General features: G+C 41.4%; 22 protein-coding genes and 1 pseudogene. 21 read left to right on the forward strand and 2 right to left on the reverse strand.

From position 1 onward, the window contains the following. Window positions 1-376: 376 nt before the first annotated feature. Window positions 377-871 carry a hypothetical protein gene (locus K0036_RS02065; RefSeq protein ID WP_220430612.1) on the reverse strand — a complete coding sequence of 165 codons (495 nt, stop codon included), beginning with the start codon at window positions 869-871 and terminating at the stop codon, window positions 377-379. A 252-nt stretch (window positions 872-1123) separates the two neighbouring features. Between K0036_RS02065 and K0036_RS02070 the strand changes: the two genes are divergently transcribed. The 5 genes from K0036_RS02070 (at window position 1124) to K0036_RS19625 (ending at window position 4146) form a co-directional block, all read left to right on the forward strand. Next, the gene (locus tag K0036_RS02070) at window positions 1124-1927 is read left to right on the forward strand and encodes an endonuclease/exonuclease/phosphatase family protein (RefSeq protein WP_220430613.1); all 804 of its coding nucleotides are present in this window, start codon (window positions 1124-1126) and stop codon (window positions 1925-1927) included. After that, window positions 1917-2705, forward strand: coding sequence for a TOPRIM nucleotidyl transferase/hydrolase domain-containing protein (locus K0036_RS02075; RefSeq protein ID WP_220430614.1), 789 nt, complete (start codon window positions 1917-1919; stop codon window positions 2703-2705). Before K0036_RS02070 ends, K0036_RS02075 begins: the two co-directional genes overlap by 11 nt. After that, on the forward strand, window positions 2702-2908 hold the full coding sequence (locus tag K0036_RS02080; protein ID WP_220430615.1) for a hypothetical protein: 207 nt from the start codon (window positions 2702-2704) through the stop codon (window positions 2906-2908). The genes K0036_RS02075 and K0036_RS02080 overlap by 4 nt, the downstream gene beginning before the upstream one ends. 542 nt (window positions 2909-3450) lie before the next feature. Continuing rightward, the gene (locus tag K0036_RS02085; RefSeq protein ID WP_220430616.1) at window positions 3451-3786 is read left to right on the forward strand and encodes a hypothetical protein; all 336 of its coding nucleotides are present in this window, start codon (window positions 3451-3453) and stop codon (window positions 3784-3786) included. Window positions 3787-4071: 285 nt separating this feature from the next. Continuing rightward, entirely contained in the window at window positions 4072-4146 is a 75-nt protein-coding gene (locus K0036_RS19625; protein WP_420341579.1) for a hypothetical protein, read from the forward strand. Window positions 4147-4545: 399 nt separating this feature from the next. Here K0036_RS19625 and K0036_RS19495 read toward each other — a convergent pair. Continuing rightward, window positions 4546-4805 (reverse strand): annotated as a pseudogene (locus K0036_RS19495) (transposase); the annotation flags it as partial. Between the two features lie 222 nt (window positions 4806-5027). Here K0036_RS19495 and K0036_RS02095 point away from each other — a divergent pair. The 16 genes from K0036_RS02095 to K0036_RS02175 all read left to right on the forward strand — a co-directional run bounded on the left by K0036_RS02095 (window position 5028) and on the right by K0036_RS02175 (window position 25145). After that, window positions 5028-5213 (forward strand): helix-turn-helix domain-containing protein, encoded by a 186-nt coding sequence (locus K0036_RS02095; RefSeq protein WP_220430618.1) that lies wholly within the window; start codon window positions 5028-5030, stop codon window positions 5211-5213. A gap of 27 nt (window positions 5214-5240) precedes the next feature. Beyond that, window positions 5241-8219, forward strand: coding sequence for an Eco57I restriction-modification methylase domain-containing protein (locus tag K0036_RS02100; RefSeq protein WP_220430619.1), 2979 nt, complete (start codon window positions 5241-5243; stop codon window positions 8217-8219). A 9-nt stretch (window positions 8220-8228) separates the two neighbouring features. Further along, window positions 8229-9857, forward strand: a complete 1629-nt coding sequence (locus K0036_RS02105) for an Eco57I restriction-modification methylase domain-containing protein (RefSeq protein WP_220430620.1) — start codon at window positions 8229-8231, stop codon at window positions 9855-9857. 473 nt (window positions 9858-10330) lie between these two features. After that, window positions 10331-11326: a helix-turn-helix transcriptional regulator gene (locus K0036_RS02110; RefSeq protein ID WP_220430621.1), complete on the forward strand. Its 996-nt coding sequence runs from the start codon at window positions 10331-10333 to the stop codon at window positions 11324-11326. Window positions 11327-11801: 475 nt separating this feature from the next. Beyond that, the gene (locus tag K0036_RS02115) at window positions 11802-12455 is read left to right on the forward strand and encodes a hypothetical protein (protein WP_173693473.1); all 654 of its coding nucleotides are present in this window, start codon (window positions 11802-11804) and stop codon (window positions 12453-12455) included. Between the two features lie 368 nt (window positions 12456-12823). After that, window positions 12824-14137, forward strand: a complete 1314-nt coding sequence (locus tag K0036_RS02120; protein ID WP_220430622.1) for an ABC transporter substrate-binding protein — start codon at window positions 12824-12826, stop codon at window positions 14135-14137. Window positions 14138-14245: 108 nt separating this feature from the next. After that, window positions 14246-15142, forward strand: coding sequence for a carbohydrate ABC transporter permease (locus K0036_RS02125; RefSeq protein ID WP_025645680.1), 897 nt, complete (start codon window positions 14246-14248; stop codon window positions 15140-15142). 2 nt (window positions 15143-15144) lie between these two features. Further along, on the forward strand, window positions 15145-15981 hold the full coding sequence (locus tag K0036_RS02130) for a carbohydrate ABC transporter permease (RefSeq protein WP_009247885.1): 837 nt from the start codon (window positions 15145-15147) through the stop codon (window positions 15979-15981). A gap of 38 nt (window positions 15982-16019) precedes the next feature. Next, window positions 16020-17228, forward strand: coding sequence for an ADP-dependent glucokinase/phosphofructokinase (locus K0036_RS02135; protein WP_220430623.1), 1209 nt, complete (start codon window positions 16020-16022; stop codon window positions 17226-17228). A 48-nt stretch (window positions 17229-17276) separates the two neighbouring features. Continuing rightward, window positions 17277-18131: a class II fructose-bisphosphate aldolase gene (locus K0036_RS02140; protein WP_220430624.1), complete on the forward strand. Its 855-nt coding sequence runs from the start codon at window positions 17277-17279 to the stop codon at window positions 18129-18131. Window positions 18132-18285: 154 nt separating this feature from the next. Further along, window positions 18286-19119, forward strand: coding sequence for a MurR/RpiR family transcriptional regulator (locus K0036_RS02145; RefSeq protein WP_025645666.1), 834 nt, complete (start codon window positions 18286-18288; stop codon window positions 19117-19119). 198 nt (window positions 19120-19317) lie between these two features. Further along, window positions 19318-19956 (forward strand): DUF3298 and DUF4163 domain-containing protein, encoded by a 639-nt coding sequence (locus K0036_RS02150; protein ID WP_220430625.1) that lies wholly within the window; start codon window positions 19318-19320, stop codon window positions 19954-19956. A gap of 290 nt (window positions 19957-20246) precedes the next feature. After that, complete coding sequence (locus tag K0036_RS02155) at window positions 20247-21551, forward strand: transaldolase family protein (protein ID WP_025645662.1); 1305 nt, start codon at window positions 20247-20249, stop codon at window positions 21549-21551. A gap of 9 nt (window positions 21552-21560) precedes the next feature. Next, window positions 21561-22418 carry a class II fructose-bisphosphate aldolase gene (locus K0036_RS02160; protein WP_025645660.1) on the forward strand — a complete coding sequence of 286 codons (858 nt, stop codon included), beginning with the start codon at window positions 21561-21563 and terminating at the stop codon, window positions 22416-22418. A gap of 5 nt (window positions 22419-22423) precedes the next feature. Beyond that, window positions 22424-24217 (forward strand): PHP domain-containing protein, encoded by a 1794-nt coding sequence (locus tag K0036_RS19245; RefSeq protein ID WP_310593072.1) that lies wholly within the window; start codon window positions 22424-22426, stop codon window positions 24215-24217. After that, the gene (locus K0036_RS02175) at window positions 24207-25145 is read left to right on the forward strand and encodes a transketolase family protein (protein WP_025645658.1); all 939 of its coding nucleotides are present in this window, start codon (window positions 24207-24209) and stop codon (window positions 25143-25145) included. Before K0036_RS19245 ends, K0036_RS02175 begins: the two co-directional genes overlap by 11 nt. The last annotated feature ends 45 nt before the right edge of the window (window positions 25146-25190 follow it).

Below are 25190 nucleotides of genomic sequence, written 5' to 3' on the forward strand. Positions count from 1 at the left end.
TTTGAATAAAGGGTTAAAATCCCGTAAGCCAGTAATTATAGGGATTGCGGGGTTTTCTTCTGCCCGAAAAGTAAGACTTTCTATAATCTGCTTATTTAGTGTGTTCACCAATAAGGAGATTAAAAATTTTAAATCCCAAAGTTAATTATTTGACCTAAATTATCTATTTGGAAAATTTCGAGATGAATTTATCTGAAACATCACCCCATTTATCCAATCTTGAAACGCATTTTACTAGATTATCTATATAATCCAATTCATTAATATTTAAATCTTCAAAAATTATCCGTCGATATAACAAACTCCTTTTTAACAGTATATAAAACAGATTCATTTCCGTTAAAATATTGACCCTTTCGTTCTCGTTTAATGTGCATTATTCTAACCCTGCTGTTAAAAGTTGTTCATAATTATTTGATAATTCTTTTCTGAAAATATCCACACCATATTTCTTAATCAACGCATCTAAACAATTTTTAAAAGATGCACAATGAGAATCGGGAGTTAATGAGGAGAAAAAATTAGTATGTTTTTTTACGATTTCTAAAAGAGGTTCAACTAGTTCAATCAAAAATGTACACTTTACATCGACAGTTATTCCAATATCACTTAATGAATAGAGATATATTTGATGCACCATATCTAATTCTTCGAGCAATTGCTCCCATTTACAGAATAATTCTGTTGTAAGAATAAAATCGAAGGCAAGTAATTTATCCACTTTATAGTTACAAATGTCAGCGGATGAAAAGTAAGATAGCCTTCTTTTCATAAAATGTTCTTTACATGAATGTAATACGTTATCTTCTGATGTGCCAGATTCAGTTAATTGTAGTTCTGTCAAAGAAATAAAAGTACCATCTAACAGCATTAGTAGCCTTTATATACGTGAAAATACTGTGTGTGATTCAAAAATAGAGACATCTGCATCCGATTTTATTGTGATTTTCCTGATTCCATATTGTTCTACATAAATTGAAATGGCTTATTATCGCCTGTTTCAAAGCTAACTGAATGAGGCCCGTCTCTTTGCAAAAGAAATAGTAATAGTATAATGGAATTAGTGAAAAATTGAAGTTGTAGCACTAAAAATACAAAATTAGAAAAACAAAGGTGAGAAGAGTTGCTTAATATTTTATTTTGGAATCTAAAAAGAAACGCAATAGAAGGTTATATTATTGATTGCATAGTTGAAAATAATGTTGATATTGCTGTTTTCTCAGAATTTGACGGGGTAGATTTTATTAAGATAGAAAAGCGTTTAGGAAAGATGTATGGCCGTATTTTGGCAGTACAAGATGATAGAAAAGTAACATTAATAGCAAAGACAACCTTTTCAGTTGCAATCATACAGCAACAAAATAGGTATAATATATATAATGTAAAAACTGCGGTGGAAGACTATCTTTTGGCAGCGATTCATCTGGAAGATAGGAGAAACTATGAAAGTGGAGAAAGGATCGAGACAATAAAAGGGTTGGTGGCGGATATTGAGCAAACGGAAGAATTATTGAAATGCGGTAATACAATAGTCATTGGAGATTTCAATGCCAATCCATACGATGAAGAATTATTAAGTAAATTTGCCTTTAATGCGGTTTTGTTTAAAACAATTATAGATAAAAGGGAGTTAACAAACCCTAATAGTTTAAAGCGAAAGCGATTTTATAATCCTATTCTACATTATATCTCAGAAGATACGGAAATGTATGGTAGTTTTTATCATGCAAAAGACTATAGGACACCATATTGGCATTGTCTGGATCAAGTGTTGATTAGAAGAGACTTGGTAAACAGTGTAAAGCATGTGGAATATTTAAAAAGAATAAGCACAAAGGATTTGTTAGAAAATGCAATACCTAATGGAAAAATAAGTGATCACTTACCGTTATTAGTTAATCTATTGGAGGTTGGAAATGGAGTTTAAAAATTATTGGGGAATTGGTGAGGAGCCTCAAGATGATTTAAAGTATACTGATAATATTTACAGAATTATGGAGGAGCAATGCAAATATTTGTTTCAGTACACTAGGAGTAAGGTTTTTGCGGTTTTTGATGAAATAAAAATTGATGGTTCAATGCTTGTAGTAGCAAAAACCATATCAAATGTATTTAAAAGTGTTTCGGGCATAACTGAATTACAAGAAACTATTGCGGAATCATCTACAGAAAATTTGATCGATGCGAATGATATGTATTTTGATAAGCGTTATGGTTTTGAAATATGCACTGAAAAATATAGATTTAGACTGTTTGAATTGAGAATGACACCAATATATCCTGTTGAAATAATTATTGATGAGGGCATATGTAAAAATATAGGAAAGACATTGGCTAGGATAGCCATTCCGATGGAAAAATTTAATCATTTTATAATTAATGATGAGGAAACTTTTTGCGATGTGTTAGAAAATATTTTACAAGATAAAAAGGTGCATTATATTATTGATGAATTGCAAAAACGTGTACAGGATAAAAATGAAGAAAAGAAATTACCAGAAAAGGTAATAATATGTGAAGGGAAGACAGATGAGATAATTCTTCAAGCACTTGCTCGAAAGTTAAATCAAAAGGTTACAATTATAGTTGCTGATGGGAAATATAAGGTTCCGGTTATTTTTGATACAGTAACGGTTAGAAATATCAAATCTAATATCTTAATTGTAATTGATTCTGATGGGAATGAAAAAGAAACCAAAAAATGATCGTCGAAAAGATAGGTGCTGATAACTATGAATTAGCAATAATTAATAATAGCATAGAGGATTGGTTTATGCCTGAAGTGGCAGATTTTAGTAAACTTAAATTGATGCAATCAATAGATGCAATTATCGAAGAAATTGATTTGGCAGAACTTTGCAATAACCATGAATCATTTGCTAAAGTTGTAGAGTTTTTACAAAAATAGTATATAGGATTTTTGGCTATATAACTATAAGTTGTTGTGGAGAAGTGGATAAGGTTCAGTAAAATGCTGAAAGGAAATTGAAATTATACACGAAAAGCAAAAAAGAGTTTTTCAATATGTGATAGGTGCATTCGCATTTGAGTGAATTGCAGTATTATTAGTGCTTATACTCTTTTATTCTATTTTTAGAAAAAGCACAAGTGGTTTAGGTGGGGGGAAGCAATAAAGTGTATCTACTAAATCTCGGGTTGCTAATTATGAAGTGGTCTACAGGAATTGATAGCGGTAGAATAAAGAGTGATAACAATTAACTGATAACACTGGTTTGGATAGGCCATATAAATTAAACAGTTGGAGAGAAATAGAGTCAAGCAGAATCAGTACACTCATATAAAATTGTTAATAATAGACTTTAGTTTTGTGAGTTTAATAACGGATAATAAACTCGGAGAGACTGTAATAAATTTTGTGTAAACTAGATATGTGGTATGTATCCTCATGGATTGATATTAAAATAAGTATTAAACCAGGAGGAGGTTTTTATGATAAGAGAAAGAAAAATGACATCGGAACGTAAAGTGTTCATCACCTGTCTACTGGAATACTGCCAGCCGAATGGCGAACAAGATATGCAGAAAAAGTTCCAAGATTTGTTAGGTGATACTCTGCAAGGGATGCTGGATGTTGAAATGGATCAAAATTCGGATTATTCCAAGTATGATTATCGGAACATGGAAACAGATGACAACTGCAATGGATGCAGCAAAAAACGGTCATTTCTTCTATGGGGTCAATTAGTCTGGATATTCCGAGAGACAGAAAAGGAGAATTTAAACTATAGATTGTCTAGAAAATCAAACGGATATTTTCAATATTGAAGATTAGGCCTTGTCTATGTATGCGAAAGGAATGATGACCAGAGATATGTCCAGCCATCTTTGAGATGCCCAGAGTTTAGACGCTTCAGCAAAGATGATCTCTCACATGACAGGCTGTATCTGCCAATTGCCAAGGAATGACAAAATAGGCCGTTGGAACATAAGTATGCGATTACTTTTATGGATGTCATTCGTTTTTATGTACGGGAAAACAACTGAACCGTCAAAATAGCGGCGCACGTTTCGACTGGCGAGAAATTAAACAGCATGCGAGAAGTTCTTGGCATGTTGATCGGTGGTAATGAAAGCGAAAAGTACTGGCTTGGTGTTTTGAATGAAATCAAAAATAACTGTGTATAAGATATTATGATTGTTTGTGCAGAGGGGCTGACCGGATTTGCTGATGTCATCTATGGCGTATATTCGCTGGTAGCAATCTAGCACTGTATCTCGTACACCAGATCCAATATTCTACAAAATTTATCTCCTACAAGGACATAAGGCCATTTATGGCAGATCTAAAATTGGTGTATAAGGATACAGAGGCGCTGGCCGTAGTTGCATTGAGCAAGTTTGAAGAAACCTGGGGCAAAATATATCCGAGACTATGAAAAAAAGCCTGTAAATAAGATTCTTCTATGATAATGAAGGGCAAAAGTCTTGATAAATAGGCCTTTCGCCCTTTATCTATATATAGCAGTTACAAAAAGACTCGTCAATAGCAGGTGGTAAATCCGCCTGTTTTTAGATTATGTTAAATTATTCCGAAAGCCATCCCTTGTACTTGATGCTTAACTCTCTATACACCTGGGCCCAGTTCTGGATGGTTGTGTCCATTTCTTCGTGGCTTCAAAGGTAGTTAAATATAACGCTTTCAGGAGTGCTGTATAGCTTGAAAATACGCTTATTTACCGGATCGGTTATCGACAGATGGAATTCAATGATTTAATATGATTTGTAGAGTAAATAACCTTCGTGACAGTAGCATAGTTGTCGTTCCCAAAACAGAAATCCCAATTAAGTAGCATATCACAATTGGATGCAGAGAATGTACAATATACGAGTGTGTGGGAGGTTCTATATTAACAAAAGAATGCTAAGAGAAAATGTTTTTTAATTCTTTCTTTAAAAATATTATTTAATCATATTAAATCATAGAACATATGATTGCTTTTTGAAAAGATATGAGTTAACATAAAGATAATTTTATTATGTGTATATATACTAATGAGGAGGTTATTATGACTGATTTAATAGATAAGTGGTATGGGTTAGAAGAAACAGCAGAGTATCTGGGGGTAACAAAGGATACGATTAGAAACTGGATTAAAAAAACAGACATACCAGCACATAAAATTGGACGCTTATGGAAATTTAAACTAGCAGAAGTAGATGAATGGGTCAAAAGTGGCAAAAGTGCATTGTGATTTTGGATTGGAGTGGGAGAAGCAATTATGAATGAGGAAAGATTAGCAAGACTAATAGCTCAATATCAAAAGAATAGAGAGTTTTATAGATCCGCCAAAGAATTTAATGAACAAGATTGCAGGGATGAGTTTATTAGTCCACTATTAGAATGTTTTGGATGGGATGTACACAATCAGAACGGGGTGTTACCACAGTATAAAGAAGTAGTTGTAGAAAGATTTTCAAATAGTGGGGATCGCCCGGATTATACATTGACATTAAATGGTGTATCAAAGATTTTTGTAGAAGCAAAGAAGCCTGCGGTTGCCATAACAGAGGATTCAATTCCGGCAATACAGGCAAGACGTTATGGGTGGAATGCTAAACATAAATTGTCGATTTTGACGAACTTTGAAGACTTGCTGGTTTACGATGTTACAAATAGGCCTCAAGAGGGGGACAGAGTAACTGTATCTTTATATAGAAAATATCATTATCTGGACTATCTTAAGAAATATGGAGAAATATATAAATTAATATCAAGAGAAAGTGTTTATTCTGGAGAATATGATAAATTTGTAAATGAGAGTTTTAGTGATACAGAAAGATATTCGACAGAAGTAGATGAAGTGTTTTTAAAACAAATCAATGAGTGGAGATTAGAAATTGGAGAATATTTATACCAGAAATATGAACTATACAAAGATGTAAATGTTTTAAATGATACAGTTCAGGAATTTATTAACCAAATTATTTTTCTAAGAATTTGTGAAGATAGAAATTTACCAGTATATCAAAGATTAAAGGATACAATGCATAATAAAGAAGAATTGCAGGTAGCGTTAACTAAGATTTTTAAGGAAGTAGATAAAAAATATAATTCTAAGTTGTTTGCTGGGGAGAATATTATTTTCAATCTAGATAATGAGATTATTTTTAATATGATTATTTCACTATATTATCCGCAGACTCCGTATTTGTTTAATATTATTGAACCAGGAATTTTAGGGAAAATTTATGAAACTTTTTTGACAGAATGTCTTATAGTAAAAAACAATCATGTTATTTTGGCAGCGAAAAAGGAGTATAAATATCGTTCAGTTGTATCCACGCCTGTAGAAATAGTGAAGTATATGATAAAAAATACTTTGGAATCAATTTGTCAGGGGAAAACTCCCGAAGAAATAAAAAAACTTCAAATAGTGGATATTTCTTGTGGCTCGGGAGTGTTTTTGGAGGAAGCATATCAATTTCTTATTGATTACTGTGTTGAGTGGTACACACAATATAAGCCGGAATACTTATTGGAATTGGACAATGGGAGAAAGAAATTGCCATTAACTGATAAAAAAGATATTTTGACAAAATGTATTTATGGTGTTGATATTGATGTTCATGCTGTCGAAGTAAGCAAATTTTCTTTATTGATAAAGTTAATAGAAGATGAGACAACGGCTTCTGTAAAAGAGTGTGTTCCTATTTTACCGGATTTAAGTTCTAACATAAAGAATGGAAATTCATTAATTTCAAGAGATGATATGGAAAGCAAAGATATAACAGTTGAAATGTTGTGTGACATTAAACCTTTTCAATGGGACGAAATAAATGAAGGACAAAAATTTGATGCAATTGTCGGAAATCCGCCATACGTAAAAACAGAAGATATACATACATTAGAGACTGAATTTGAATTTGATATTTATAAAACAAAATATAAGAGTGCCTATAAGCAGTTTGATAAGTATTTTTTGTTTATAGAGAAAGCATTTGAATTATTAAAGGAAGAGGGAGAAATATGTTATATCGTGCCGAATAAATTTTATAAAATAGGTGCTGGTCAAGAACTGAGAAGATTACTAGCCAAGCATATTTTAAAATTAGATGATTTTGGAGATATACAACTTTTTCCTGATAAAACTATTTATAGTTGTATTATTACGATTTCTAAAAAGTTATGTGAAAAAGTTAGATACACAAATGTCACGTCATTAACTGATCTTTGGGCAGGTGGAGAGCAGAAGAATATAGAAATTGAAAACAGAGTATTAGATGAGGCCCCTTGGAGATTATCTACTGATATAGAATTCATGAAAATGATTGCCAAGGTAGAAGAAAATGGAAAACCATTAGGTGATGTGGTAGATATTTTTAACGGAATACAGACAAGTGCAGAAAGACCTAAGCCAGTGTATTGGTTTAGCAAAGAAGAAGTTATTTCGGAAACAGCGGAAGAATTAATAGTGAGAAAGTTTGATAAAGAATACCATATCGAAAAGACTATTTTAAAACCGTACTTTAAACCCACCAAGGCAGATGAAAAGGGGATGGGAACATATTCAGTGTTAAAAACTGATAAACAAATTATTTTCCCCTATAACTCAGATGGTAGTTTAATTAACAGTGATACCATGGAGTCAAAATATCCTGGAGCATATCAGTATTTGTTAGAATGTTATGACCTGTTAGTTCCTAAATGCCTTAATGGAGGAAAGGGTAGAGATGTAAAAAATGCAACGGCAGATACATGGTATCAATATGGTAGAAAGCAATCGATAACAGCATTTGTAAATACACCTAAATTAATTGTTAGAGTTTTGAGTAAAGAACCCATGTATGCATATGATGAAAATGATATGCTTATTGCAACTGGTGGCACAGCAGGATATTGTGCAATTGCAAAATTGCCGGATACAAAGTATGATTTATCATATATACAAGCGTGGTTAAATCATCCCTATACGGAAAGATTATTTCAGATTATGGGAAGTGATTTTGAAGGAGGATTTACGGCTAGAGGAACTTATTTGTTAAAGAAAATACCATTTGTGGAATTGGATTTTGATGATAAAAAACAGAAAGTATTGTATAATGCCGTGGTAAATGCAACAAAGAAGATTTATGAGTTAAATTCGGTATTAGAAAAAAAGAAGGATAAAGCGACAATCGGCATAATAGAGAAAGAAAAGGAAAAGTTGCAAAAGCAGATTGTGAGTGATATTACAAAGATTTATAAATTGAAGTTTTAGGTGAAGAAAATGATATTAAAAGAAAATAGTTCAGAAAGAAAATTAAGAGGAGCTTATTATACCCCACTTAAATTGGCTGAAAAAATGGTGGAAATTTTTAATACGGATTTATCTATAGCAACTATATTGGAACCGAGTTGTGGAGATGGAGTATTTATTGATGCACTTATTGAAACAAACTTTATGAAGCGGCAAAATAAGGTGACGGCTATTGAAATAGAAAAAAATGAAGCGGAAAAACTGAGTAAGAAACTAAGCAGTATGGCTAATATAAGGGTAGTGAATGGTGACTTCTTCGAATTTTATCAAGAATATAAAGAGGTAAAAAAATATGACTTGATTTTGGGGAATCCTCCATACATACGCTATCAATATCTTGAATCGAAACAAAGAGCAGAAATGGCTGATATTTTAATACAGCATGGTATGAGAGCCAATAAACTAATTAATACATGGGTTGGCTTTATGGTTGCCTGTGTTCATATGCTAAGTCCTAATGGGAAAATAGCATTTGTAGTCCCAGCAGAAATTCTGCAAGTTGCATATGCGGAAGAACTAAGATTATTTTTGGCTAATGAGTTGTCTAAAATAACGCTGCTTACATTTGAAGAATTAGTGTTTCCAGATATTGAACAAGAGGTAGTAGTTTTTATTGGAGAAAGGGGAGCCACAGAGAAAGGAATAAAAATTGTAGAACTTAATAATTTGGATGATTTGGAGAGTCTTGATATTAATGCAAATGGTTTTCAAAAATTAAGTCATGTGCATGAAAAATGGACGAAATATTTTACTACTGTACAGGAAAATCAATTGATTTCACGGATAAGAGAAGATGCTAGATTTCAAAAATTATCTAATACAGGAATTATAAATGTGGGAATTACAACAGGGAATAATAAATATTTTTCTGTTGATAAAGAAACAGTGGAAAATTATGATTTGACTAATGTAGTGCGTCCGCTAATTGGAAGAAGTTCTCATGCACATAGTATTTATTTTCAGCAGGAAGATTGGAAAGAGAATGCAGAACAAGGAAAAGCAGCATATCTGATTGATTTTCCAGATGTACCTATTGAAAAGTATAGTCAGGGACAAAAGGCATATATTGAGTTTGGTGAAAAAAATGAAGAAAATATAGGATATAAATGTAGAATTAGGGAGAGATGGTATCAAATCCCTTCTATTTGGGTACCGGATGCTTTCTTTCTGCGGAGAAATAATTTATACCCTAAATTTGTACTAAACTGTTGTGATGCTGTTTCTACAGATACCATGCATAGAGTAAAATTCAATGAAGGAATTGAGCCTGAAAGGATAGTTTTATCCTATTATAATAGTATTTCCTTTGCATTTACAGAAATTTGTGGACGGAGTTATGGCGGAGGTGTATTAGAAATATTACCGGGAGAAGTTGGTAATATTTCAGTCCCTATTTTAGATTGTGTCCCGATTGAGAAAATTAGGGAGGTGCTTTCCAAAGTAGATAAAATTGTTAGGGATAAAGATAATATTGAAAATGCGTTGAATCTAGTAGATAATGATATATTGAAAAAATATTTACATATTGATGATCAAACATGTGCTATGGCGAGAGGAATATGGAAGAAAATGCAACATAGGAGACTAAAAAGAGGCTAAATAGTTCGATGAAAAGGAGAATAGTGTAAATGAAAGCGACTCAGAAATAGTTGTAGGAAAATAAAATTTTTACAAATATGAGTACTTCTTACGTTGAAAAAATAAAGAAGGTAGAAAATTTAAATGAGAATGGTGAAGACATATGTGCGGATTTATTTAAGAGGTTTAAAAAAGAAATTGTTGATTTTATACATCAAAAATATAGCAATATGCGCCTCGAGCATTCAGATATAGACTTTTACTTCTTGGTACTGTATAGATAAATCGCCACATTATGTTCCTATCGCTTTTGACGACGATATGATATAATTTATGAGCAATGGCAAGAAGGAGATTGTGTAAAAAATATAAATCTTTTAGATGATAATAGGATATATCTCTTCAGCCTGATCTAATCATAATTCTATATCGATCAATATATTGTGAAATCCAAACAAGAAATACATTAAATGCGAAGACCAGGAGAAATGCACATGCCAAAAGGAGCAAATCAAAAGTTCAAACTATACTACCTCATGAAAATCATGCTGGAAAAGACAGACGACGAGCACAGCATCACAATGCCGGAGATATTAACAGAACTGGAGAGATACCAAGTCTCGGCAGAGCGGAAAAGCATCTACTCAGATCTGCAGGCGCTGGAAAAACTAGGCGTAGAAGTCATCGGAGAGCAGGTCGGGAGGACGTATTATTACCATGTGGGAAGCAGGCAGTTTGAATTGCCTGAACTAAAACTATTGGTAGATTCGATTCAGTCATCCAAATTCATAACTGCCAGAAAATCGAATGAATTGATCCGCAAGCTGGAAAGTTTATGCAGCGAGTATGAAGCCAAGAAACTGCAGCGTCAAGTATATGTTTCCGGAAGAATCAAGACGATGAATGAAAGCATCTACTATAATGTGGACTCGATACATAATGCGATTACGGAAAATAAGAAGATCATGTTTCAGTATTTTCAGTGGAATCTGAAGAAAGAGATGGAGTTACGGCATAATGGGGAGATGTACCATATCAGCCCATGGGGCTTGTCCTGGAACGACGAGAATTATTATCTGGTAGGATATGATTCGGAGGATCAGATGATCAAGCATTACCGGGTAGATAAGATGCTTAAGATCCGCATGTCCGATGAGCCAAGGGAAGGGAAAAAGTATTTTGAGAAATTTGACATCGGCACCTATTCCAGGAAGAACTTTTCCATGTTTGGAGGGAAGGAAGAGCGTGTCAGATTGCTGATGGATAATCAGATGGCAGGGGTGGTCATAGACAGGTTTGGAAAAGACATTTCCATGGTACCGGTGGATGACAATCATTTTTCCATAAGCGTCGATGTGGTCGTCAGCCAGCAGTTTTTCGGATGGGTATTTGCGCTTGGAAAGGGAGCGAAGATCATCGGGCCTGAGAGCGTGGTACAGCAAGTCAATCAGGAAATAAGAAGGTTAGTCGAACAATATAATATGGAATAAGTTATAGAATATAGCAGGAGCAGTTCCGTTTGGGGAACTGCTCCTTTTATGGTGGTATTTTTATTGGACACCTCATGGGGTAAAGTTAAGTCAAGAAAACCGATAAGAACGACATAAGAAAGACGCAAAATAAAAAACAATAAGTTTGGATTCATAATAAGGAGGTAAGGAATATGAAAGGATATGCGGTAGATAATGGTTACATGGGTTATGTGGATGGCGATTACATGCTGTTCGCGAGCGAAGTAGATTATAGCGAATATCTGGATGAAGAATAAACATTTATAGAAAATGTAATATAATACCATTTTATTAACTCAAACTCTATAGACAGAAAAAGTAGACCCGATGTAAATGGAATGGTTGGAAAAAAATTGTTTTTAGTATACAATTAAATTCAACAACTTATTTGAGAGAGAATGTCAATTGATATTTATGCTTGGATAAATTAGTTTTAGATCGAAGGGGGATTGAAATGTTTATTTACCTTATAAAAGAATGTAAAGTTAAGGTTTATGATGTGCGAACAAAAAACAGTATACGAAGGGTTGAAAAAAAGTACATTTTGTCTATTATTATTTGGATCGTTTTTGGCATGTTATTTACTCTGGCATTAGGCCTGCAATGGGACAATATTATAAAGGCTGTAATAGGAGTTGTATTAACAGTAGATATATGTGTTGCGATGTGGTGGAATGATAATGACTGGAAAACACGAAGTTCAGAAATGCAGGATAGGTATAAAAATGAGGTGATAAATAAAATTATAGAAATTTTGAAGTCTACAAATTGGCACTTATATGACCGGAAGGGAATTGAGTGGTGCATTGAGATGTGTGATATAGAATTAAAAAAAGCACCATGTTTATCTACATACTTAAATCCAATAAAAAATTTTGTAATGGTTATACTGCCAACTTTCACGGCATTAGGAGTAATAATCTTACAGAAAGTAGATGAGATAAATATAATGCTTGTAATAACTTTTACATTATTCTTTATGCTCGTATTTTTATTAGGTTTAGGATATATTGTATATCCTGTATGGGAAATGATTTTTAATAGAAAGCGGAGATTTATAGCTGCCTTTAAAGAAGACTTACAGTATATATTGGCTAAATACCAATAAGATTTGAACAATTTTAACGAGAGGATAAGCCTCCAAACTAATGTAAGACAAACCAATTTTGTTAATGTAATGAAATCGGTTTGTCTTACATTAGTTTGGAGGCTTTGTTATACAAGTTTATCATAAATAGCAAAAATTAATTTGTCTGAAAATAGATAATAATAAATAAGAGGCTAAACGATTTATCCACAAAAAAACAAAAAATAAACTCTTTCTATTGTAATAATACACAAAAATAAGAAATTTAATTTATATAAAAGGATGAAATGAAATTTAATTTCTAATACAGATTGAAATTTAATTTCAGGATTGCTATGATTATGACATAAAATTTCAGGCAAAGCCGAAAGAAAAAAAGGAGGAATAGTATGAAAAAAGTAACGTTGTTGAAAAAGGGCTTGTCGGCAGTTCTGGCGGGAACCATGGTTCTGGGGCTTGTAGCCTGCGGAAGCGGTTCTGGCGGGGATTCGAAGGACGAAGGCGGCGACAAGAGCGTGACGCTTAAGTGGCAGCAGTGGTGGGCAGTGGAATGTCCGGAAGGCTACGTGCAGGACATTGTGGACAAGTACGAAAAAGAGACTGGCGTCAAGATCGAACTGCTGAGCGCGCCGTTCGCGGATACAAAGACGCAGATTACCTCAGGAGCCAGTACCGGAACGGTAGCGGATATCGTCAGCGTAGACAGCAGCTGGGTATACGATTTCGCGGACCAGGGTATCCTGACAAATCAGTCGGATCTGATGGACAAGGATGGCTTTGACCAGGACATCATCGACAGCGAGTGGCAGGTAGACGGCTCTACATACGCGGTTCCAGTCGTTAACTTTGCTTATCCGATGTATGCGAACCAGGATATTCTGGATAAGGCCGGGGTTACAGAACTTCCTAAGACTTGGTCCGAATTCGAGGCGGCATGCCAGAAGATTAAGGATGCAGGCTACTATCCATTTGCGCTGAATCTGGATACAACATCTCCATCAGGAATCCAGAACTCTTACATGGGATTTGCATGGGCATCCGGCATCAAGATCAAGGATGAGGACGGCAACTACAATATCGCTGATAATGCGGATATGAAAGCATTTGCAGAGTATATGAAGGGATTAAATGACAAGGGATATATCTATCCAGGCATGAGTTCCTTAACAGAGGCTGATATGTCTTCTAAGTTCTGCAGCGGAGAGATTGCGTTCCATATCAACTCTGCGGCTCTTCTTACTTCCTACCGCAAGGAGGCTCCGGACATGAATATTACAGGAGCGCCGATTCCGGTTAAGGATGACTACACAGGCGAAAAGGGAATGTGCGTTGCAAGCTGGGCTCTTGGAGTAACGGAAAAGAGCGAGCACAAGGCAGAGGCTATGAAGTTTATCGAATATCTGTTAAGCGGAGCGGACGGAAAAGACGGATCCATCTGTGCAGACCTGGCAGTGACACAGTCCGCGTTCCCGAACAGCACGCTTGCGAAGCCTGATTACAGCGGAGCAGATGAAGTATTCCAGGATATCTACGATATGTATCAGGGCGGCTATCCGATCAATGAGTTCACAGGCATGAAGGAAGCAAATACCATCATGACAGACTACATCAATGAACTTGTGCCATATATGGATGGCAAGCAGGACGTAGATACCTTCCTTGGCAAGGTGCAGAAAGATATTGATGAGGTATATGGCAAGTAAGCGAACGAGAAGTTAGTATCCAATTGTAATGAAATGCGAAAATGGAGTCATAGTTCTTGTGGCTCCATTTTCCTTTATAGAAGAGATCAGATGGAGTGAGATAAACTGATGAAAAACAAGAGCGGTTTAAAATTGAAAAAACAGATTACGCCATATTTATACCTGTCTCCCACAGTGATCTTAATGCTGGTCCTGCTGGTGGTCCCCATCTGCCTGATCGTGAAGTATTCTTTCCAGAATAATGCGATCGTAGTGGCCGACCCTGTATTCGTAGGGCTGGACAATTATATAAAAATCCTGGCAGACAGCGAGTTCGTGGGCGCGGTCAAGACCACGTTTATCTTCGTGGTAGTGAGCGTTGCGGCCCATATTGTCCTGGGGATGTGCTTCGCGCTTCTCCTGAACACGAAGTATTTCAAATCAAGGACGAAGACCATTGCCAGAGTCATCTACGTCCTTCCCTGGGTATTCACGGCCTCGGTTATAGCGATTTTGTGGAAATTGATGCTGCAGCCCGCCGGGATCGTGGATTACCTGCTTTCCTTCCTGAATCTGGCGACAAAGGATACGGAGTGGCTGAGCAATCAGAGCGTGGCGCTGGCGACCATAACTTTTGTCAATATCTGGTGCGGATATCCATTTTACATGATCAGCATTCTGGCCGGATTGCAGGGCATATCGGAAGATCTGTATGAAAGTTCCGCGCTTGACGGGGCCACAAAATGGAAATCCTTCTGGCATATCACGATTCCCCAGGTTAAGCCCATCCTGATCAGCATCGCCATGCTGGACTTTGTATGGACGCTTCAATCATTTGCGGTGATCTGGATGATGACAGGAGGAGGGCCGGTCAATTCGACGCAGACGCTTAGCATCTACATCTACAAACTGGCATTTAACAGCAGCCAGTATGGCATTGCATCCGCAGTGGCGGTGCTTCTGCTGATCGTATGCGTGGCCGTAGCCATTTTCTATGTCAAGCAGCAAAAGAAAGCGAGGGAATAGGCATGGTAGGAAGTTACAAGAAGCCGATTAAGGTGATTTTGAGTATTTTACTGATTCTGGGCGGAGCCTTCGCGGGATTTCCGGTTTTATGGATGTTTATATCATCTTTAAAGTCTAATACAGAGATATTCTCCTGGCCGCCGACCTTTATTGACAAATCATTCAGCCTGCGTTCCTATATCGAGATTCTGACGGATGCAGAAAAGGTCCGGTATTTCCTGAACAGTTACTTTGTATCAGCAGTCGTAGTGGTGCTGACGCTGGTGATCGGGATTCTGGCCGCTTATGCGTTCAGCCGGTTTGATTTCCCGTTAAAGGGACTGATCAATACGCTGATCGTAAGCGTCCAGGCAGTTCCCCCGATCGTGCTTTTGATCCCGTATCTAAGCCTGATCGTGTCGCTGAAGCTGTTTAATACATATTGGGCCCTGATCCTGACCTATCTGGTATTTACGCTGCCGTACTGCATCCTGATGATCACTGGTTATTTCAACACGCTTTCTACGGATCTGGATGAAGCCGTCATGATCGACGGAGGTTCCCGCATGAAAGCGCTGTGGAAGATTCTGGTTCCGGTGTCTGTGCCTGGCCTGGTATCCGTTGGAATGTATACCTTCATGCAGGCATGGAATGAGTACCTGTTTGCCCTGGCCCTGACCCAGACCACCAATATGCGTACGGTCCCGATCGGCATCAACATGCTGATGGGGCAGCATACCTACGACTGGAGCCAGATGATGGCGATGAGTTTCTTAGGCTCTCTACCGGTATTGATTCTGTTCATCTTCTTCCAGAAATACTTCATCGCCGGAATGTCATCCGGAGCGGTAAAAGGATAGCAGGACGGGAAAGCAAGAGAGAAAGGAAATGTAGGAGAATGGGTGAAAAGATAGCATTAGGGTTCCATACTTGCGTTGATTTTGAAATGACTTGGGACGCAGAGGTGGTGGAGCAGATGATCCGGGAGTTTGACGTCCGGGATGCCGATCTTGTAGACGGCGATATTCCAATTGACTCGGTGCGGGCGCTTCTCATATCCAGCCTGTGGCATATGAAGCGGGGAATGGGATGCGAGCTGGTGCCCGACACGAACCAGATCTGCCTGGACTTCGCTAATCGGTTCCAGTACCGCGTTACCATCGGCGGCACGGCCACACGGGCCGCGATCGCAATCAGCAAGCTGGGGTACGAGAGCGCGATCCAGTTATGCTGCTTCAACCGTTATATGAAGGAACTTCTGCCAAAAGAGATCCATTATATGGTAGGCGTTCAGCATGAGAGGGAAGAAGTCTATCCTCATGTCATCCTGTCCTATCAGGGCGGGGTGCGTATCCGGGCAAATGATATTGATTTTACGACGCCCCGGGAGAACCGGGTGATGTTTTCCCGGGACATCGACAGCCTGCTGATAGAAGTTTCTGAAGATTACGCGCCGATGATACAGGATGCGGAAGCATTCCTCTTATCCTGCTTTAGCGAGATCCTGGATGAGGAGATTCTGGAAGACCGCATGGACCGGACGCGGAGGCTCCTTGGGACGCTTCCCAAGGACGCCATCGTCGTGATGGAGGATGGATGCTATATCCGCAAGGATTTCCGCGTCTATGTGCATCAGGCGCTGCGGGACGTGGTGGACGTTCTGAGCATGAATGAGGATGAACTGCAGGAATACATCCAGCGCAGGATCGACATTCTGAATGTGGAGGAGGTCCTGGATGCGGTAAGAGAGGTGTATGAGAAGGTGAAGGTTCCGACGCTCCTGGTCCATTCGGCCGCCTGGGCGCTGACCTATGGGGAAGATGCCAGAAAGTATGAGCGCGCCCTGGAAGGCGGCATCACGATGGCAGCCACCCGCTTCTGGCGAGGGGATGATTTTGGAAGGAAGGAGTATGAGGAGACGGGGCATCTGGCGGCAAAGGAAGAGGGACAAAGATTCCGTCAGGAGATTGAGGAGCGGGCAGGGGAAGCAGTCTGCTGCGTTCCTTGCAAGGACTTAAGTTTCGTGGAGAATCCGACGGTGGTCGGCCTGGGCGACTTTTTCGCGGGCGGCCTGCTTCCGCAGCTGACTAAGGACCGGCGCATATAGGCGCAGAACAATGGTTGATAATTAAAGATTAGAAGAAAGGATGATTTTATGTACGAGAGAGTGGAAAATATTTTAAAGATGGCAGAGGAGAGCAACACTTCAGCCATAGCATTTATCTGTATGGATGATACGATGGCAAGATCCGTCGTATGCGCGGCGGAGGCAACGAACACGCCAGCGATCATCATGCTCTATCCGGAGCATGTCACGATCCAGAAGACCTGTAACCTCAGCGGATTCGCAGCCATGGTAGAGGAGATGGCCAAAGAGGCCAAAGTTCCCATCGGCTTGCATGCGGATCATGATTATACCTATGACGCGATCATCAACACGGTCAATAAGGGATTTCGTTCGGTCATGATGGATGGCTCCATGAATGATCTGGATACGAATATTGCCCTTACCAAGAAGGTCGTAGACAAGGCGCATGAACTGGGGGCCATCGTGGAAGGAGAGATCGGGCACGTAGGTATCGCGGCAAATGCGGATAACAACAAGGAGGACCTGTATACCAAGGCAGATGCCGCGGAAAAGTTCTGCCGGGAGACGGGCGTGGATTCACTGGCAATCTCCATTGGAAACGCCCATGGAGAGTATAAGGATACGCCGAACCTGGACATCGCAAGGCTGGAGGAGATTCACGCAGCCGTGAATGTCCCGCTGGTACTCCATGGCGGCAGCGGCATTCCGGATGATCAGCTCTTGACTGCATTTTCAAAAGGAATCCGAAAGTTTAATCTGGGAACAGAATTCCTGGGAAGATACTATGACGCAGTAGCAGAGTTCGTAAAAGAAAACGCCAAGAACCCGGATCCGGTAAAGATCATCAACCTGCCGGAATACGCGGGGGCGCGTCTCGTGCCTTATCTGGAAGAGAGAATGAAGACCCTCTGCAGGTTCTAAAAACCAAAAGTCTTAAAACACAATTGAATTCATTGTATATAAAAGTTATAATGCTTATAAGGAAAATCATCCAGATCACCTTATTTTCATCAGGGAGAGGCCAGAATACACAGGATATGGATATTCTCCAATTCCACAGAAGGAACATAAAAATATGAGTGAAAAAAGCGTAATCGATAATATACAGAAGCACTATCGCGAATTCTCGCCGACTGAGCGGAAGGTAGCGGATTGTGTATTAAGACATCCAAATCAGGTAACAGAATATACGGTCAAGGAACTGGCTATGGCAAGCGGGGTAAGCGAGGCGACCGTCGTACGGATGTGCCAGCATGCGGGATACACCGGCTACTGGCCGTTTCGTACCATGCTGGCCCGCGACATGGGAATGATGGGAAGAGAAGAAAAAAGGGATAATGACCAGGCCAATATCGTGGCCGGCATATTCCGGAAATATGCGGATATCATGCAGAATCTCAGCAGCAAGATCGATCTGGATGCCATGAGCACATGTGCCAGGCTGATTGACAATTGTCATGAGGTGCATGTGATCGCGGCGGGAGATACAGGAACCCTGGCGAAGCATATGGGATTCTGTCTGGGCAGGATCGGGATCAAGGCGACTTACAGCGGGCTTGCGGATTATTATCTGAATACCATCAACCTTGCCGATGAGAATGACGTGCTGATCGCCATATCTAAGTCGGGCATAACCAAGACGGTTATTCAGGGAGCCGAGCTTGCGAAGGAAAAGGGGCTGAAGGTGATCGCCATTACAGAATACAGCAACTCGAAACTGGGAGAATTGGCAGATCACGTCCTTCTTTCCAAAGGGGATTCCTCCCGCTTTGATTATTATAAGAACTACAATCACTTAAGCGAGACGGCGGTGATCGAGGCGCTTCTGGAACTGGTCAAGAACGTGGACAAGATTGTGGAGAAACGGGCGGACCAGCTGGAATTTATGCTTTCAGAGGCAAAATTATAGCAAGTTTGTGCAAGAATGTAAGGCGCGGGACAGAATAAGCGCCGCAATAGGATAGAAAGTTTTCAGTGTAGGCTGTGGCAGAAGATACCAGTTATGTTTTGCCGTAGCCTTATTTTCGTACGGCATATTACTTATCCTGTCACTAAAGGGTATAGGGTGGAATATATTATTACAACTAGTTCTATATGGGGAGGCATTATGCAGACAGTCACCCAAAAAACACTGGAAGACACGATGTATTATGGGGATATCCCTGTATTTATCTATCAGATCCACTATCCTTTCTTTACCACCACATGTAACGAAACCGCCGGCAGGGACATAAATGCCTACTATGCCAAGAGGGCAATGGATACGGAGGAATATTGCCGGAATATCCTATTTGCGCAGGCGGCAGAGGATAAAAGGTATCATCAAGATGGACTGCCATTCAACAGTTATACCCTGGAGGCAGTCTATCAAATTACTTATAATGCCGGGTGCATTACCAGTTTATATACGGATACCTATACCTATATGGGCGGGGCGCATGGCGAGACGAAGCGGACATCCGACACATGGGATTTTATGACCGGGAATCGGTTAAAACTGGCAGACGTCTACCCGCTTACGCCTGCTTCTTTGTACCAGCTGCACAGATCGATAGCAAGGCAGATTGCTCATCGGTTAAGAGAAACCCCAGGCTCATATTTTGATGATTATAGGTCTCTATTAAAGGATGCTTTTCATGTGAACCGTTTTTATTTGCGGCCGGGCAGCGGGGTTATCTATTACCAGCAGTATGACATAGCGCCATATTCCACGGGAATTCCGGAATTCTATTTTCCTCTGCGTTAACCTCATTTTTGTGCAATATGTAGAAAAATTAAGAACGAGCCACAAAAACTTTGAAAGTAGTTGACAACACATAAATGAACACATATAATGCTGTATATACAAGTACAACATAAAAGCAAAAGACGAATAACTGCTTTTCGATAAAATAAGTACCAGTCGGACTTCATGCCATATTTTCTGGCATGTATCATTTTAACTTAACTTGTATATACAGCATAATACATGAGTGGATGAAATTACAGTTAATTTTAGAACCAATACATTAATACCACGGAAGGAAGGGGAACATCATGGTTGTCAATTCAAGAATCAAGCATTTGGGTCTGCCTGCAGTGAGAGGCGAAGAAGCGTATGTAGCAAGGATAGCGGAACTTCCGCTGAGTCTGGAAGAATTCCGGGCAATTTCCGGGATGGCCGACTATATCGGCGTCACGCCGGAATTCAAGAAGGTAATCCAGTTTTTCAAGGTGCCGGAAAAGGAGACCCCGGCGGGCTTTGAGATCCAGCTGGAAGTAAGCAGCGACCGTGTGCTTCGTGCGAATCTAAAGCGGAACATTTCCTATGATAAGAATGGAAAGAAGCGGCCCACCAATCTGCTCTTTTCGGCAGACAGCGCCAATCCATACGAGGTTGCTCCAGTTGCGGGGATGCTGTCAAATCTGACTTGCAATCCGGGCATCATCTACGACCTGTTTATCAATAACCCTAAGGCAAACGTGGGGAACAAGTTCAAGAACAGAGACGAGGTTATGACGGAGATTGGCAGGATTCTGGGACCAGGATGCGATATCAGCGTGGAACTGAACGACCCCTTTGGGAAAAGCGATGCGCAGATTCTTGAAGAAGCAGCAAAGTTTAAGGAGATGCTCTCAGAATACCGGGTAGTCATCAAGGTTCCTCATACCGGCCCGGTAAATAAGGATAACGTAAAAGAACTTTTGAATGGAGATAAGAAACTGTCCCGCCGGTATGATGATGTGAGTACGGCGGATGCATTCCGGGGGCACAATCTGGCGCTGATGCTTCACGAGAACGGATACCGGGTGAATTTTACTCTGATGTTCGAACCAGCCCAGACGGCGCTGGCATTACAGGCCAAGCCGTATTTTATCAACAGTTTCATCCGCCATCGCTATATGCAGTCTCAGGCCATCCGGCAGTTTCTGGAACTTTATAAGGCGACTGGAGACAAAAAATTCCTGGAGGATCTGAGGGCCTACATGGTAGAAAAGGATTATTTCGCCGCAGGCGAGGAGAAGATAGATTTATTCACAGTCATGGCCAAGGCCAGGACCATCATCGACCAGCGGAATCTGGAACAGAAGGAAGGCAGCGACGGCCTGGATGGAATCCGGCACAATCTGCGGCTGCTTAGGCAGACCAATCTGGAAGATACGCGTCTGATCATCTGCAGTATGGAGGGGGATTACAATTATTACGATATCGACCGCCTGCTGGCATCGGATGAATATGGCGATATGGCTGGACGAGTGGTTCTTACCGCAGAGCCGAATTATCTGGCCCGGTTCTCCAGCGCCAATCAGGTGGTCTCCTATCAGAGGAGATTCATGAACGCGGCGAATGGGGAGAAATAGGAGGTACATATGAAGACAAGAAGTTTTGCAGAAGAGTTGCAGTACGCCAGAGCGCATACGTATGCGGTGGGCGCGTTCAATATATTCAATTATCTGTCCGCAAGGGCGGTCATCCGAGCGGCTTCGACGCTGAACTGCCCGGTGATCCTGCAGACATCCTCAGCCACAGTGCGCAAGTTCGGTCCGGCAGAATTAGGGACGATGCTTCGCCAGCTGGCCTGGAATGCGCCGGTCAATGTGCTGGTACATCTGGATCACTGCCAGGATGTAGAACTGGCAAAAGCCTGCATAGACTCGGGCTGGGACGCAGTCATGTATGACGGCTCCAGACTGCCTCTTGAGGATAATATCGAGAATTGCAAGAAGGTCGTAGACTATGCGCATCACAGAGGCGTACATGTGGAAGGCGAGCTGGGACGGATCGCAGGCGTGGAGGATGACTTGAAGGTGAAGGATGACGAGGCGACGGGCGCGACCCTGGAAGAATCCATCTATTTTGTCCGGGAATCCGGAATCGACGCATTTGCCCCTGCCATCGGGACGGCCCATGGAGTCTATAAAGGAACGCCAAAGATTAATTTCGAACTGGTCGACCAGCTGCGCCAGGCGATTGACACGCCCATCGTGATCCACGGAGGAACAGGATTATCCGAAGAGACTTTTCTAAGGCTGATCCAAAAGGGGGGAGCGAAGATCAATGTGTCTACGGCCCTCAAGCATGGATACATAGATGGATGCCGGGAATATATGGAAGCGAATCCGAAGAAGTTGGATCCGATTGATTTTGACCAGTATCTGAATTGCCGTATCAAGGATATCGCCATGGATCATATGACAATCTTCAGAAAGCCAATGCAGGTGAGGTGATGAATGTGAAGAAACCAAATTATACGATTGACTTGCACTGCCACACGAACCGCTCTGACGGTGCGGATACTCCCAAAGAACTGGTGGACCAGGCAGCGGAAGCGGGTATGAAGGTCATCGCTATTACAGACCACGATATCCGGCCGGTTAAGACGATCGATGGGATGGATGCGGTGGAATATGCGGCATCAAAAGGAGTCGTGCTTCTTCGCGGAATAGAGATCTCATGCCAGACGACGGTTGAGGATTGCCACATCGTATGCTTTGGCTGCGATTGGAACGATCCGTTCTTTGAAGAATTGGAGCGCCGGGTGGTGCAGACCAAGATAAAAAGTTATCAGGAACTGATTGAAAGGCTGAATGCGGCCGGATATAAGATCAGCTGGGAAGAAGTACTGGAGAATGACGGGAATCCCGTAGAGGAAGAACAGATACAGAAGAAGATGATCTTCGAACTGCTGAGCAGGAAAGGGTATTTCCCCTCCTGGAGCGAGGCAAAGATCATGGTAAAGCAGGCGCCGGAGTTCGGCGTGCAAAGAGAGAAGCCCGACCCGCTGGAGGTCATCCGGGAAGCACATCGGTGCGGCGGGGTGGCGATCATGGCGCACCCATATCTGATCAATGAGCCTGTAAGCCTTCCTGAAAGGGAGATCAGCAGGGAGGAATATATCCGCCGCCTGATCGAAGGAGGCCTGGATGGCATCGAAGCATGCTATTCCTACGAGAAGACCAGTTATGCGGGATCGATGGCGGCAGAGGCCATCGAACTGGAAGTAAGAAGCCGCTATGGAAACAGCGTGCGCCTGATATCCGGAGGCTCGGACTATCACGCGGATGCCAAAAAAGGAGCAAAGTCTCCCCGTCTGCTGGGCGAATGCGGACTGACGCATGAAGAATTCTTCCGGAATCCGGTATTCCGGGGGCTTGTGGCTGACATCGGGCGCGTGCTGAATCTGAAGCTGATTGCAGTAGAATGCCGCAAGAATGTCCTTCGCATGATCAGAGCGGGAGGACATGGACATGTGGGAGGCGCGCTGTCCGCCATGGATATCGTCACCGCCCTGTATTTTGATAAGATGAACGTTTCCCCGGAGGAGGCTGATCATCCTGACCGCGACCGTTTCTTGTTATCGGCAGGCCATAAGTGTCTGGCACAGTACGCAGCGCTGGCGGAAAAAGGATATTTTGCCAAGGAAGTCATGGATACCTATGGCGCGCTGGGCTCGAAGATACCGGGGCATCCCGATATGCATAAGCTTCCGGGGGTGGAAGCCAATACAGGAGCCTTAGGCCACGGCCTTTCCATCGCCGCCGGCATGGCAATGGCAGCCAAGCTGGAGCGGCGCAGATACAAAGTCTATGCTATCTGCGGGGACGGCGAGCTGCCGGAGGGCTCGAACTGGGAAGCGGCCGCAGCTGCGGCCAAGTTCGGACTGGATAATCTGGTGGTATTCGTTGATAACAATGGATTGCAGATCAGCGGCCAGGTGACGGAAGTCATGAACATGGAGCCGATCGCAGGCAAGTTTGCGGCCTTTGGATGGGCGGTTGCCAAGATCGACGGCAATGACATGGAGGAGATTGTAAAGATGCTTGACCGCTTGCCAATAGAGCGGGGAAAGCCTACGCTGATCCTGTGCCATACGGTGAAGGCAAAGGGGCTGTCCTTTGGCGAGAACCAGGCTGGCTATCATTTCTGGAACGCAACAGAAGAATTGCTCAGACAGGCAGAAGAAGAAATGGAGGCAAGAGCTGAAGAACTGAGACAGGAAATGGAGGCGGTGGCATATGACGGGTAAATTATTAGATCCCAGAAAAGAGTTTGGCAAGGCGGTATATGACGTGGCATGCGATAACCCGGACGTGGTCGTATTCTCCGCGGACAGCGGGAAGAGTTCAGGCTTCGGCCAATTCATGGAAGAATTCCCGGAACGGTACTTTGAGTGCGGGATTATGGAGCAAGGCGTCATAGGCATGGCAGCCGGCATGAGTACGGCAGGGAAGGTTCCCGTCTTCTGCGCAATCGCTCCATTCGTCACGGCCCGCCCGTATGAAATGGTAAGAAATGACCTGGGATATATGAGGCAGAATGTAAAGATCGTGGGCCGCAACGCAGGAATGACCTATTCGGATCTTGGAGCCACGCATCAAAGCCTGGATGATTTTGCGATCATGCGGATGATTCCGGGAATGACGGTTCTGGCGCCACAGGATCCGATGGAGATCAGACAGGCCGTGAAGGCTATGATCGATCATGACGGCCCGGTCTATATGCGGATTGGAAACCCTCCCATTCCGCAGTTATTCGAGGAAAAGCCCTTTGTCATCGGCAAGGGAGAGGTCCTGTGCGAAGGAAGCGACGTCACGCTCGTATCCACTGGATCAACGACCAGGGATGCCCTTGACGCGGCGGAACTTTTAAGGAAAAACGGCATAAGCGTTAAACTGATCGGCATGCCCACCGTATGCCCTCTAGATGAGGAACTTCTGATACAGGCGGCAGACGAGACTGGAAAGATTGTCACGGTGGAAGAGCATTATGCTGACGGCGGGCTGGGCTCTCTGGTTACAGAGGCGCTGAGCGAGCGGAAGGATGTGAGGGTCCGCCGGCTTGGAATGCCAAAAGCATATGCGATTACCAGCGGCAACTACCGCCAGCTGGTGGGACACTACCATCTGGACGGGATCGGGATTGCGGCTTCTGTGGAAGACTTCCTGAATCAATAAGAACATCTGAAGGTAAGACTTTTACCTTTTGAATGTAGAGAAACA

It is taken from the genome of [Clostridium] scindens (assembly GCF_019597925.1).
Classification (GTDB): domain Bacteria; phylum Bacillota; class Clostridia; order Lachnospirales; family Lachnospiraceae; genus Clostridium_AP.